The organism is Bradyrhizobium sp. Tv2a-2 (assembly GCF_000472425.1).
GTDB lineage: Bacteria > Pseudomonadota > Alphaproteobacteria > Rhizobiales > Xanthobacteraceae > Bradyrhizobium.
In genome coordinates this window covers 146934-160435 of sequence record NZ_AXAI01000005.1, presented here as the reverse complement: position 1 = coordinate 160435, position 13502 = coordinate 146934, and the positions used below count along the sequence as shown (strand labels likewise).

General features: G+C 64.4%; 9 protein-coding genes and 1 other RNA gene. 5 read left to right on the top strand and 5 right to left on the bottom strand.

The window, feature by feature from the left end; translation table 11 throughout:
• Window positions 1-119 precede the first annotated feature (119 nt).
• A complete protein-coding gene (polA, locus tag A3AI_RS0112040; RefSeq protein WP_024515812.1) occupies window positions 120-3179 on the bottom strand; it encodes a DNA polymerase I in 3060 nt (1019 codons plus the stop codon).
• Window positions 3180-3390: 211 nt separating this feature from the next.
• Window positions 3391-4446 (bottom strand): acyltransferase family protein, encoded by a 1056-nt coding sequence (locus A3AI_RS0112035; RefSeq protein ID WP_024515811.1) that lies wholly within the window; start codon window positions 4444-4446, stop codon window positions 3391-3393.
• 162 nt (window positions 4447-4608) lie between these two features.
• Between A3AI_RS0112035 and A3AI_RS0112030 the strand changes: the two genes are divergently transcribed.
• The 4 genes from A3AI_RS0112030 to A3AI_RS0112015 all read left to right on the top strand — a co-directional run bounded on the left by A3AI_RS0112030 (window position 4609) and on the right by A3AI_RS0112015 (window position 10772).
• Entirely contained in the window at window positions 4609-5928 is a 1320-nt protein-coding gene (locus A3AI_RS0112030) for a UDP-glucose dehydrogenase family protein (protein ID WP_024515810.1), read from the top strand.
• A 67-nt stretch (window positions 5929-5995) separates the two neighbouring features.
• On the top strand, window positions 5996-8473 hold the full coding sequence (gene hrpB / locus A3AI_RS0112025; protein ID WP_024515809.1) for an ATP-dependent helicase HrpB: 2478 nt from the start codon (window positions 5996-5998) through the stop codon (window positions 8471-8473).
• A 124-nt stretch (window positions 8474-8597) separates the two neighbouring features.
• Window positions 8598-9107: a TIGR02281 family clan AA aspartic protease gene (locus A3AI_RS0112020; protein ID WP_024515808.1), complete on the top strand. Its 510-nt coding sequence runs from the start codon at window positions 8598-8600 to the stop codon at window positions 9105-9107.
• 165 nt (window positions 9108-9272) lie between these two features.
• Complete coding sequence (locus A3AI_RS0112015; protein ID WP_024515807.1) at window positions 9273-10772, top strand: phosphomannomutase/phosphoglucomutase; 1500 nt, start codon at window positions 9273-9275, stop codon at window positions 10770-10772.
• Window positions 10773-10975: 203 nt separating this feature from the next.
• Here A3AI_RS0112015 and A3AI_RS0112010 read toward each other — a convergent pair whose 3' ends face one another.
• The 3 genes from A3AI_RS0112010 to A3AI_RS0112000 all read right to left on the bottom strand — a co-directional run bounded on the left by A3AI_RS0112010 (window position 10976) and on the right by A3AI_RS0112000 (window position 13105).
• Entirely contained in the window at window positions 10976-11488 is a 513-nt protein-coding gene (locus tag A3AI_RS0112010; RefSeq protein WP_024515806.1) for an Lrp/AsnC family transcriptional regulator, read from the bottom strand.
• 249 nt (window positions 11489-11737) lie between these two features.
• On the bottom strand, window positions 11738-12679 hold the full coding sequence (nudC, locus tag A3AI_RS0112005) for an NAD(+) diphosphatase (RefSeq protein WP_024515805.1): 942 nt from the start codon (window positions 12677-12679) through the stop codon (window positions 11738-11740).
• Window positions 12680-12685: 6 nt separating this feature from the next.
• Window positions 12686-13105, bottom strand: a complete 420-nt coding sequence (locus tag A3AI_RS0112000) for an HIT domain-containing protein (RefSeq protein WP_024515804.1) — start codon at window positions 13103-13105, stop codon at window positions 12686-12688.
• 201 nt (window positions 13106-13306) lie between these two features.
• Between A3AI_RS0112000 and ffs the strand changes: the two genes are divergently transcribed.
• An RNA gene (gene ffs, locus A3AI_RS45765) (signal recognition particle sRNA small type) lies at window positions 13307-13403 on the top strand.
• Window positions 13404-13502 lie beyond the last annotated feature (99 nt).

Here is a 13502-nt window from a genome sequence, read left to right as displayed (position 1 = left end):
AGGGGCTGCCATCAACGAGTCGCGCGTGCGTAGAGTCCCCCTCACCAGCCGCGCTTCGCGCGTCGGTCTCTCCCCGCAAGCGGCCGCACGCGGGGCGAGGTAAGAGGCATCGAGCCGAGTTAGTGCGCCTCGTCCCAATTCGTCGCGGCGCGGGCGTCGACATGTAGCGGCACGGACAGCAACACCGCCGGGAACGGCGCATCCTGCATCACGTGCTGCACGACCGGTAGCGTCGCCGCTACTTCATCGTCGGGTACCTCGAAGATCAACTCGTCATGCACCTGCAACAGCATCTGCGCTGACAGCTTCTTCGCCGCCAGCGCATCCTCCACGCGCGTCATGGCGCGGCGGATGATGTCTGCAGCGGTGCCCTGCAGCCGTGCGTTGATCGCGGCGCGCTCGTTGAAGGAACGGACCGAGGCGTTGCTCGCCTTGATATCGGGGTAATGGCATTTGCGGCCGAACAGCGTGGTCACAAAGCCGTTCTTGCGGCAGAACTCACGGGTCTCGTCCATGTAGGCGCGGATGCCCGGGAAGCGCTCGAAATATTTCTTGATGTAGGCCGAGGCCTCCTCGCGCGCGATACCGAGCTGGTTGGCGAGGCCGAAGGCGGAGATGCCGTAGATGATGCCGAAGTTGATTGCTTTCGCGCGGCGGCGCACTTCGCTCGGCATGTCCTTGATCGGCACGCCGAACATTTCCGACGCCGTCATCGCATGAATATCGAGCCCGTCGCGGAACGCCTGCTTCAGCACGGGAATGTCGGCGATCTCGGCAAGCAGCCGCAGCTCGATCTGCGAGTAGTCGGCCGAGACCAGCTTGTGCCCGGGCGTCGCGATAAAGGCGCGGCGGATCTTGCGGCCGTCCTCGGTGCGAACAGGGATGTTCTGCAGATTCGGCTCGTTCGACGACAATCGGCCTGTCGTGGTCGCGGCCAGTGCGTAGGTCGTGTGCACGCGATGGGTCTGCGGATTGACGTAAGTGGGCAGCGCGTCGGTATAGGTCGACTTCAGCTTGGAGACCTGGCGCCATTCCAGGATCTTCTTTGGGAAGTCGTAGCCCTGCTCGGCAAGGTCATCCAGCACCTGCGCCGAGGTCGACCAGGCGCCGGTCTTGGTCTTGGTGCCGCCCGGCAGTCCCATCTTGCCGAACAGGATGTCGCCGATCTGCTTGGGACTGCCGACATTGATCGGCTCGCCCGCGAGCTCCTGCAGCTCGGCTTCGACGCGCGCCGCGGTCTGCGCGAAATCGCCTGACAGCCGCGACAGCACCTGGCGATCGATCGAGATGCCGCGCCGCTCCATTCGCGCCAGCACGGTGACCAGAGGCCGCTCCAACGTCTCGTAGACCGCGGTCATGCGCTCGGCGATCAGGCGCGGCTTGAGCAGATACCACAGCCGCAGGATGACATCGGCATCCTCGGCCGAATAGGCGGTCGCCCTCTCGATCGCCACCTGGCCGAAGGAAAGCTTGTTCTTGCCGCTCCCGGTGAGCTCGCCGAAGGTCAGTGTCGCATGACCGAGCCAGCGCTCGGCGAGCGAATCGAGCCCATGCGAGCCGCGGCCGGCGTCCAGCGCATAAGACATCAGCTGCGCGTCGTCGTAATTGCGCAAGGTGATGCCGGCCTGCGCCAGCATCACAGCGGTGAATTTGATGTTGAATCCGATCTTGAGAATGCCCGCTGATTCCAGCAGCGGCTTCAGTGCAGCGAGCGCATCGTCCTGCTGGATCTGTCCCGGGGCGAGGCCGGCATCGAACAAGCCCGCCCCACTGCCGGGCTGCTTGTGGGCGAGCGGGATGTAGCAGGCGTCATTCGGCGCCAGCGCCAGCGCGATGCCGCTGATATCCGCCCGCATCGGGTCGATTGAATCGGCCTTGGCTTCGATGGCGAAATGGCCGACATCGTGGATGCGCGCGATGAAGGCGTCGAGCTGGCCGAGGCTTTCGACGGTCTGGTATCTGGTCCGATCGATGCGGGCATTGCGCGCGGCCTCCGCGCGTGCGGTGGCGAGCGCTGCCGGCGTGCCCTTGAGGCTGCCGGCCCGGTCGCTCTTGTCGGGGGCGGCGCGGTTGGGGCCGGCGGCGTTGGCCCGCGGACGATCCTTGGCGGTTGCGATCCCATTCGTGGTCGCAGGGGTGTCGGAAGCGGCGCTCGATCCCGATACTGCTTCGGCGGTCGCGCCGCCGCTCTTCAGAAGCGCATCCGGCGCGATATCGGCCGGCTCGATCTGCGCATATTCGGCGACGCGCCGCGTCAAGGTCGAGAATTCCATCGCCTTCAAAAACGCGACGAGTTTGCGTGCGTCCGGCTCATGCACCGCGAGATCGTCGAGCGGGACCTCAAGGCCGACCTTGTCGTCGAGCAGCACGAGCTGCCGCGAGATCCGCGCCTTCTCCGCATTCTCGAGCAGCGCCTCGCGCCGCTTCGGCTGCTTGATCTCGCCGGCCCGCTGCAACAGGCCTTCGAGGTCGCCATATTCGACGATCAGCTGCGCCGCGGTCTTGATGCCGATGCCGGGCACGCCGGGCACGTTGTCGGTGGAATCGCCGGCCAGCGCCTGCACCTCGACCACCTTCTCCGGCGGCACGCCGAATTTCTCGATCACCTCGGGAATGCCGATGCGTCGATCCTTCATGGTGTCGTACATCGTGACGTCTTTCGTCACGAGTTGCATCAGGTCCTTGTCGGAGGAGACGATGGTCGCGGTCGCGCCGCGCTCGCGCGCCTCGCGCACATAGGTCGCGATCAGGTCGTCGGCCTCGAAGCCGGCCTGCTCCAGGCAGGGCAGGTCGAAGGCGCGTACCGCGGAACGGATCAGCGCGAACTGCGGGATCAGGTCATCGGGTGCCGGCGGCCGGTGCGCCTTGTAGTCGGGATAGATCTTGTTGCGGAAGGTGACCTCAGATTTATCGAATACGATGGCGAGATGGGTCGGCCGCTCGGCCTGCGGCATGTCGCGCAACAGCTTCCACAGCATGTTGCAGAAGCCGAGCACCGCATTGACCATCAGCCCGTCCGACTTGCGATTCAGCGGTGGCAGCGCGTGATAGGCGCGGAAAATGTAAGAGGAGCCGTCGACCAGGAACACATGATCGCCCTTGGCAAGCGCCTTGGCGGCGACAGGCTTGGCGGCAGCGGGCTTTGCGGCGGTAGCGGCTTTGGGAGAGGTTTTGGGCATGGCCGCAATGTAGGGATTTTTGCGCAGCTTGACAGCCATTCCGGCAGGGCCACGCACCGGATTTTTCGCTTGCTTTATGGCTTGAGGCAGCGCGCCGGAAAGCGGCGAACTGCCGGGAGTAGGGGCGGCCTGTCGCTTGCGCGACGTGGCGCCAGCCCATGCCGACCTCGAAACGGGGCGCACCTGCGGTGCGCTCTATCTCAAGCCTTGATCACTCCGCCGGCTGCAGCGCGACGGCCGGCTTTCTCGGCGCGATCCAGAAAGTGTCGGGCCGCTCGAACAGGAAGTGGGCGTGCGCGGCCAGCGCCAGCCGCCAGATCGCGAGCGCGCCCACGACGCCGACGATCGTGACGATCAGCGAGACGGTGCCGATGTCGTGAATGAGTCCGCTTTTCAGGAGCAGGGTGCGGGATGCTGCCATCGGCAGGAAAAAGGCGAGATAGATCACGATCGAATGCTCGCCGCAGAAGCGAATAAAGTCGAGCCAACGCGCGCGGGCGAGCAGCGTGCCAGTCGTGATCACGGCACAGGCGCCTGCAAGGCCGAGCATCAGCGACACCACGCGAAGCTCGCTCCAGCCAAGCGCGACAAGACTTCCTTCGATGAGCACCCAGGCTGCGAGTGCAGCGAGTGCGTAGGCCGGATAGCGGCGGGCGCGATCCGACAGCGCGAAGACATAGTCGGCGAACAGATAGCCCGAATAGATGTAGACGAATCGCGCGCAGAATTCGTCGATCACGGTCCAGCCGGTTGCAACACGCAGTGTTTCCAGCAACGCGGCGATGCTCCAGACCAGAAGCGGCGGCACGTTTCGCGTCAGTTTTATGAGGGCGAAGAAGATTGGTAACAGATAGATGAACCACAATGTGCCGAACGGCTCGATAAAGGATTCCAGATACAGGTAACCGACATCTGTCCAACTCGATTCGGCGGCAAAGGCGGGTGCCTTGAACGCGAACTGGATCGTCACCCACAGCACGTAGAAATATGCGAAATGCACCACCTTGCGATCGAGATAGAGCCGCCAGTCGCGGCCGATCACGAGTGGCAGAAAAAGCCCTGAAATCAAGAAGAAGTCCGGCATCCGGAACGGCTTGGCGAAGGCCACCAGGACATGCATGAAGCCGGTCTTGCCGGCGGCGAGTTCCACCCCCAGCACCGAATGCATCATCACCACCATGACGATGCAGATTCCCTTGGCGTAGTCGACCCAGTCGACGCGCGCGGCGGCGCGATCACCTGTCGGCGCTGTGCCGTTTTCCGTCATGGCTGTCCCTTTGTGAGGCGGCATGTCTGCATCATCGGACCAATCAGTTGCCGACTGCTTTATTCATACAAATGACATGCCGAATCGAAGGGCTTCCCTTTGCGGGGACATGCGCGATACGCTAAGAGGCGGTTGCGTTAACCATACGGAGACGGCTATCTCATGCGAATCGCCATGATCGGCACAGGTTATGTGGGGTTGGTTTCCGGCGCCTGCTTTGCGGACTTCGGCCACCAGGTTACCTGCGTGGACAAGGATGCAGGGAAGATCGCAGCGCTCAAGCGTGGCGAGATACCGATCTTCGAACCCGGCCTCGATACCCTCGTCGCGACCAACGTGAAGGCAAAGCGGCTGGACTTCACCACGGATCTGTCGGCGCCGGTTGCGGAAGCCGACGCCGTCTTCATCGCCGTCGGCACGCCATCGCGCCGCGGCGACGGCCATGCCGACCTCACTTACGTCTACGCGGCGGCACGCGAAATCGCGAGCGTGCTCTCCGGCTTCACCGTGGTGGTGAATAAATCGACAGTGCCGGTCGGCACCGGCGACGAGGTCGAGCGGCTGATCCGCGAAACCAATCCGCAAGCCGAGGTCGAGGTCGCCTCCAATCCGGAATTCCTGCGCGAGGGCGCGGCGATCCGCGATTTCAAGTTTCCCGACCGCATCGTGATCGGCACCTCGGATGAGCGAGCGCGCAAGGTGATGGCCGAGATCTACCGACCACTGTCCTTGAACCAGGGCCCGCTGATGTTCACGGCGCGCCGCACCGCCGAGCTGATCAAATACGCCGCCAACGCTTTTCTCGCCACCAAGATCACCTTCATCAACGAGATCGCCGATCTCTCCGAAAAGGTCGGTGCCGACGTGCAGGAGGTCGCGCGCGGCATCGGGCTCGATAACCGCATCGGCTCGAAGTTCCTGCATGCCGGGCCCGGCTATGGTGGCTCCTGCTTTCCCAAGGACACCCGCGCGCTGATCAAGATCGCGCAGGACTATGACGTGCAGCTGCGCATCGTCGAAGCCACCCTCGGCGTCAACGACAATCGCAAACGCGCGATGGCGCGAAAGGTCGTCAACGCCGTCGGCACCAGCCTGCGCGGCAAGACCATCGCCGTGCTGGGCCTGACCTTCAAGCCCGACACCGACGACATGCGCGAGGCGCCCTCGATCCCGCTGGTCACCGGCCTGCTCGACATGGGTGCCAAGGTGCGCGCGCATGACCCTGTCGGCATCGAGCAGGCGCGCAAGGAGCTGCCCGAGATCGAATATTGCGATGACCCCTATCTCTGCGCCAGGGGCGCCGACGCTTTGGTCCTGGTGACCGAGTGGGTGCAGTACCGCGCCATGGACCTGAGGCGGTTGCGGCAGGAAATGGCCCAGCCCGTCGTCGTCGACCTGCGCAACATCTACCGCGCGGATGAAATGGCCGAGCATGGCTTCATTTACGAAAGCGTCGGCCGTCCGCCCTTGAAGCGGACGTGAATCGATGCTGCTTCCGTCACGGCCGGATCAAGCCGATCAAGCCCGGGCATGACGAATGGTGAGATTCTTGCCCCGCAGCTTCGACGCACCCCTGCCGATCGACGCGGTTCTGGACGAGCTGTCCGACACGCTCGAAAAGGCCAATGCCGCGGTGCTGGTCGCGCCGCCGGGCGCGGGCAAGACCACGCGCGTGCCATTGGCACTGTTGGACGCCCCCTGGGCCAAGGGCAAGAAGATCATCGTGCTGGAGCCGCGGCGCATCGCGGCCCGCGCCAGCGCCGAGCGCATGGCGAAGACGCTCGGCGAGCGCGCCGGCGACACTGTCGGCTACCGCGTCCGGTTTGGTTCAAAAGTGTCGCGCGCGACGCGAATCGAGGTCGTCACCGAAGGCATTTTCTCGCGGCAGATTCTCGATGATCCCGAACTCCATGGTGTCGCGGCGGTGCTGTTCGACGAATTTCACGAACGCTCGCTCGATGCCGATCTCGGTCTTGCCCTGGCGCGAGACGCGCAAACCGGTTTGCGCGAGGATTTGCGGATCCTCGTGATGTCGGCCACGCTCGACGGCGCACGCGTCGCCAAATTGCTGGGCGACGCGCCGGTCGTTGCCAGCGAAGGCCGCGCCTTTCCGGTCGAGACGCGCTATCTCGGCCGCAGGCCGGATGCGCCGCTCGAGCGTCAGATGGCGGACGCGATTGCAACAGCTCTGCGCGCCGATCCCGGCTCGGTGCTAGCCTTCCTGCCGGGAGCGGCCGAAATCCGCCGCACCGAAACGTTTCTGAAGGAGCGCATCCAGGACGCCGGAATCGAAATCGTCCCGCTGTTCGGGGCTCTGGACGCGGCCGTCCAGGACCGCGCGATCGCGCCCGCGCCGAAGGGCACCCGCAAGGTCGTGCTGGCGACCTCGATCGCCGAGACATCGCTGACCATTGAAGGCGTGCGCATTGTCGTCGATTCCGGCCTTGCGCGTGTGCCGCGCTATGAGCCCGACATCGGCCTGACGCGGCTGGAGACGGTGCGCGCCTCGCGCGCCGCGGTCGACCAGCGCCGCGGTCGCGCCGGCCGCACCGAGTCCGGCATCTGCTACCGGCTGTGGGACGAGCCGCAGACCGCCTCGCTTGCGCCCTTCACCCCGCCGGAAATCCTGAGCGCCGATCTGTCATCGCTGGTGCTCGACACAGCGCAATGGGGCGTCACCGACCCGACCACGCTGCCGTTCCTCGATCCGCCGCCGGCGCCGGCGCTGAAGGAGGCGAAGAGCCTGCTCCGCGAGCTCGGTGCGCTGGACGAAGGCGGCCGCATCACGGCAGAGGGGAAAAGTCTGCGCGCGCTGGCGCTGCCGCCGCGACTCGCACGCATGATCGTGGATTCCGCGCGCTTGGGCGCGGCAGGGCCGGCGGCCGATATCGCCGCCATTCTCACCGAGCGCGGCCTCGGCGGCGACAGTGCCGACCTCGATGCGCGGCTCGACCAGTTCCGTCGCGACCGGACGCCACGTGCGGCAGGCGCGCGGGACATGGCGCGCCGCTGGGCATCGCAGGTGACGGCGGGCGACCCGCCTTCGCCCGAGGCCGGCGAATTGTCCAGCGGCGTCATGCTGGCCTTTGCTTTCCCTGATCGCGTCGCGCGCAACCGAGGGAATGGCAGCTTCGTGCTTGCCAATGGCCGCGGCGCCACCGTCGAGCAGACCTCGGGCCTTGCGCGTGTGCCCTATATCGCGGTCGGCGAGCTGACCGGGACTGCCGCCAGCGGCCGCATCCTGCTGGCCGCGCCGATCGCGCAAAGCGAGATCGAGGCGAATTTCGCCGACCAGATCGAGACGGTGGACGAGATTACTTTCGATCGCGGCGCGATGGCTTTGCGTGCGCGGCGTCGCCGCAACCTGCATGCGGTGACGCTGGCCGAAGCGCCGCTGGCGCTCACGCCGGCGGCGGACACCGCGCGCATCTTCGCCGACGGCCTGGTCGCCGCGGGCCTCGACAGCCTGCCGTGGTCGAAGGCCGCCATACAATGGCGCGACCGGGTGATGTTCCTGCGCAAGGCGGAGGGCGAGCCCTGGCCCGACCTGTCCGACGATGGACTCGCTGCGCGGCGCGAGGACTGGCTGGTGCCAGCTCTCTACGACAAGACTTCGCTGAAGGATGTTTCCGCCGGCGATCTGTCGGACGCGCTGATGGCGCTATTGCCCTGGGATTTGCGGGCGCGGCTCGATCGCGAGGCGCCGACCCATTTCGAGGCGCCGACGGGCACGCAGCTTGCAATCGACTATGAAGCCGAGCAGGGACCAACGATTGCGGTGCGCCTGCAGGAGTTGTTCGGGCTCAACGTCCATCCCTCGATCGCCGGCGGCGCGGTACCGCTGGTGCTCGAACTTTTGTCGCCGGCGCAACGCCCGGTGCAGGTCACGCGCGACCTGCCGGGGTTTTGGCGCGGCAGCTATGGCGCCGTTCGCTCCGACCTGCGCGGCCGTTATCCGCGCCACCCCTGGCCGGACGATCCCGCCACTGCGGCACCGACGCGCCGCGCCAAGCCGCGCGGAACGTGAGCCGCATTAACCGTTCGCTCATCCTTTTCGCGAAAATAGCGGGGTTCGGACGTCACGGCCTTTGGCGGTCGTGGTCAAATGGTCCGGTCGTCGATCGACGAGTGGTGGCCTCATGCGTAACCTGATGATCTTGGCGGCGGTGATGATAGCGCTCGGCAGCTTCATGGCGCAGATGGCGGACCGCATGACGGCGGCGTCGGCTTCCCCGAACCCTGCGAAGACGGTGGTCGCGCCGGAGCCGGTGATACCGGCAGATGGCAGCTCTCACAGCCTCAGCCTTGCAGCCGATAGCCGCGGCCACTTCCTGACTGAAGCGAGGATCAACGGCCAGCGCGTCAACGTCATGATCGACACCGGCGCCTCGGTGGTCGCCATCAATGAGAGCTCGGCGGCGCATTTCGGCCTGTATCCGTCGCGTGGGGAATTTACCGCGAATGTCACCACTGCCAACGGCACCATCAAGGGCGCACGCGCCCGCCTTGCGATGGTCGATGTCGGCGGCCTCGTGGTGCGCGACGTCGACGCGCTGGTGCTGCCCGACGAGGCGCTGTCGGAAAACCTGCTGGGCCTGTCATTCCTGTCCAAGCTGAAGCGGTTCGAGTACAGCAACGGGCAAATGGTGCTGCAGCAGTAGACCGTTTTCAAGCGATCATGCTTCGGTTTGACCGGGCATGACGGACACTCTTCCGCCTCGCTCGAATTGTAATGGTCCGGTCGCAATCCCGCCTTCCGCAGCGGCGATCTATTGGCTATGGCTGCATTTGGATTGCAGTCGAGTTCCTGACGAGGTCGTTTCCCGATGTTTCCCAAACCGAAACCCGCGCTCTCCCAAAATACCTATGCCTTCGAATCCGAGCCGATGGTCAAGCCAACCGGCTTTCGCGAGTACGACGCGCGGTGGCTGTTCAACAAGGAAATCAATCTCATGGGCGTGCAGGCGCTCGGCATGGGGTTGGGTGCGCTGATCGCCGAGCGTGGGGTCAAGCAGGAGATCGTCACCGGGCACGATTTCCGCGGCTATTCGGCGTCGATCAAATATGCATTGATCTCAGGCCTGATGGCATCAGGCTGCAAGGTGCATGATATCGGCCTTGCCGTGACGCCGATGGCCTATTTCGCCCAGTTCGACCTCGACGTGCCCTGCGTCGCGATGGTGACGGCGTCCCACAACGACAATGGCTGGACCGGGGTCAAGATGGGCGCCAACCGCCCGCTGACCTTCGGCCCGGACGAAATGACCCGGCTGAAGGAGATCGTGCTCAACGCCGATTTCAAGAACAAGGCAGGCGGCTCCTATCAATTCCACGAGAACTTCCCGGCGCGCTACATCAAGGATCTCACCAACAGGCCGAAGCTGAAGCGCAAGCTCAAGGTCGTGGTCGCCTGCGGCAACGGCACTGCGGGCGCCTTCGCGCCGCAAGTGATGGAGGCGATCGGCTGCGATGTGATCCCGCTCGATACCGAGCTCGATCATACTTTCCCGAAATACAATCCGAACCCGGAAGACCTCGAGATGCTGCACGCGATCCGCGATGCGGTGCTGGCGCACAAGGCCGATGTCGGCTTGGGTTTCGACGGCGACGGCGACCGCTGTGGCGTGGTCGACAACACCGGCGAGGAGATCTTCGCCGACAAAGTTGGCGTGATGCTGGCACGCGATATGTCGGCGATCCACGAGAACGCGCAGTTCGTGGTCGACGTGAAGTCGACCGGGCTTTTCATCACCGATCCGGTGCTGCAAAAGCAGGGCGCGAAGACGGCCTATTGGAAGACCGGTCACTCCTACATGAAGCGGCGCACCAATGAGCTCGGCGCGCTCGCAGGCTTCGAGAAGTCGGGCCATTTCTTCTTCAACAAGCCGTTCGGCCGCGGCTATGACGACGGCCTCGTCTCGGCGATTGCGATCTGCGAGATGCTCGACCGCGCGCCCGACAAGTCGATGGCCGATCTGAAGAACGCGCTGCCGAAAACCTGGTCGTCGCCGACCATGTCGCCGCATTGCGCCGACGAGGTCAAATACGGCGTCGTGGATGCCGTGGTGAAGCATTTCGAGGGCTTGCAGAAAAAGGGCGAGCCGGTCACGGGGCAAAAGATCCGCGATCTCGTCACCGTAAACGGCATCCGCGTCACGGTCGAGGACGGCAGCTGGGGCCTGGTGCGGGCCTCGTCGAACAAGCCGGAGCTGGTCGTCGTGGTCGAGAGCCCGGTCTCCGAACGGCGCATGCGCGACATGTTCGAAGCAGTCGACAAGGTGCTGCGCACCCATCCCGAGGTGGGCGAATACAATCAGAAGATCTGATGTCTCCGCTCCGCGGTGCTCGCGGAGCGGGTTGCCCGGGTCAGACTGCGAGCAGCGAGCCGAGGAAGTTGGCGACCTCGGCTTTCAGCCGTGCGGATTGCGAATCTTACCGCGGGTAAAGAACGGTTGGTCCTCGCAACGATCAATCGGCCCGCTGATCTCAGATGAGGGGCATATCTTACTGTCGGAGATTGACGCGAGGGCTACGCCGCCGCGACCGCAGGCACCGGTAGCGCGGTGACCGACTTGATCTTCTCCATCGCAAAGCGCGAGGTGACGTTCTTCAGTGTCACGGTTGCGATCAGCCTTTTGTAGAACACGTCATAGCTCTGCATATCCGCGACCACGACGCGAAGCATGTAGTCGACGTCGCCCGCCATCCGGTAGACCTCCATCACCTCGGGCATCGCACTGACGGCGTCGGCAAATTTCTTCAGCCAGGCTTCCGAATGGTCGGCGCTCTCGACGGACACGAACACCGTGATGCCGAGCCCGATCTTGTTCTGGTCGACCAGGGCGACCCGGCGCAGGATCACGCCGTCGGCCTCTAGGCGCTGGATGCGCTTCCAGCAGGGGGTCGAGGACAGTCCGACCCGGTCGCCGATTTCGGCCACCGAAAGCGAGGCGTCCTCCTGGAGCACCATCAGGATCTTGCGGTCGATCGCATCGAGCCTGCGGTTGGATTCGTGGGGGACCTGAATGGCGAGTTCGCTCATGAGAAGAATGTTCCATATATTGGGTTACCAGAACTGATATATAGAAAATTCTTCTATAGCAAGCCCATTCGATGGGCGAGCGCGCCCTGGAGGGGTTCTGGCCCCGCCGAAAATTGGTTCCACTCCAATAGGTTGCGCCGCAGCAAGGGCGCCGCGAATATGGATATAAGGAGATTTGCGAAGGGCTGGCGACGATCTGGACCGTCTCGGCAGGGAAGAGACGAGAACCCGGAGAGCGCGTCGGCCGCCTCAGGTCTCGCCCTCATGCACCCAGCGCCCGAGCAGATGGTGGGCGATGGCGAAGGGATGCGGGCCGGCGAACCCGTCGGGGTGCTTCCGCGTCAGCATCAGGCGTGCCTCCTCGCGGTCGAACCAGCGCGCATCTTCCAGTTCGGTGCGGTCGACCACGATGTTCTCGGTGAGCGCACGCGCCGTGCAGCCGATCATCAGCGACGACGGATAGGGCCAGGGTTGGGCCATGTAATAGGTGACATCGGTGCAGCGGATGCCGGCCTCCTCGAACACCTCGCGCAGGACAGCGTCCTCGATGGTCTCGGCCGCTTCGACAAAGCCGGCGAGACAGGAGTACATGCCGGTCGCAAAGCGCGACTGCCGGCCCATCAGGCACTTGTCGCCTTTGGTCACCAGCATGATCACGACCGGGTCGATGCGCGGAAAGTGCTCGGCCTTGCAACTCGGACACTCGCGTTTCCAGCCCCCCTCACGCATCCCGGTTTTGGCACCGCAATTGGCGCAGAAGCCGTGGCGCTGGTGCCAGTTGACCAGCGATTTCGCCATCGCGACCGCCGATAGCTCTTCCGGAGGAACCGCGCCCTGCGTCGCCATGCCGCGCAACTCGCTCACCGCGACGTCGTCGCGGCCGATCAGCTTCTCGGCCGACGGGGCGGAGATGCCCATGCCGAACACCGCCGCGCCGTCGCGCAGACCCAGGAAAATCGTGCCCGGATTGGCGCCGAATTTCAGCGCCTCGTCGATGGTGAGCAGCGCGCGCGTGGCATCGCCGTCGCGCCGTACCACCAGGGAATCCCGGAACACCACATAGGCACGCGACCTGGAATCGCTTTCCATCGCCATCAGCTTTTCGTCTTTGCCGCGCAGATGCGCGGCGCGGTCAAGCACGTGACTTACAAAAGCGGGTCTACCAAGCGGAAAAGCATCGGATGCGGACATGTCTATTCAACCCAACCAGATCTTGCGGCGCAATGCGCTGATGAAATGTTGTACTTCCTGGGCGTCGTGCTCGAGCGGCGGCGCCGCGCCCCAGACCGGGCGCGGCCATGCAGCGTCGGTCTTGCGGCGCGCGATGACGTGCACATGCAGCTGCGGCACGGCATTACCCAGCGCGGCGATGTTGAGCTTGTCGCATTTTGTGACCTCTTTCAGCGCGCGCGCCACGCGCGAGGTCTCGGTCATCAGCTGTGCTTGTTCGACTTCCGAGAGGTCGATGATCTCAACCGCCTCCTCGCGCCGCGGCACCAGCAGCAGCCAGGGGTAATTGGCGTCCTTGATGACAAGCACCCGGCACAGCGGTAGGTCGCCGATGTCGATGGTGTCCTTCTTGAGCTGGGGATGCAGCGACCAGGCGGATTCGGGCATGAGGGTTCCAAATGCCCATCGTGGGGGCACTGACGAGGTTTCATATCAAGCTGTCATCGTCCGCGAAAGCGGATGATCCAGTAGCCGGCGGCCTATCGATTTGGAGGCCAGGCCAGCGTTTACTGGATACCTCGCTTTCGCGGCGTGTGACAGCCGATACCCCGCTTGCTTTCTGACCCTTTTGGCCCCAAATAGAGGCCGGGAGATTGGCGGTGGACGAGCCACTCGCCAACCGGGTCAGGTCCGGAAGGAAGCAGCCCTAACGAGGTCCGGATCGGGTCGCTCGTCAGTCTCCTACCTACTTTTGTCAAGCGAATCGCGCAAAGAAGGACGATCTTTCGCCCGCATTCGCGTTTTGGCGGGTCGGTTGCCAATGACTTCATCGGCGACCGCGCGC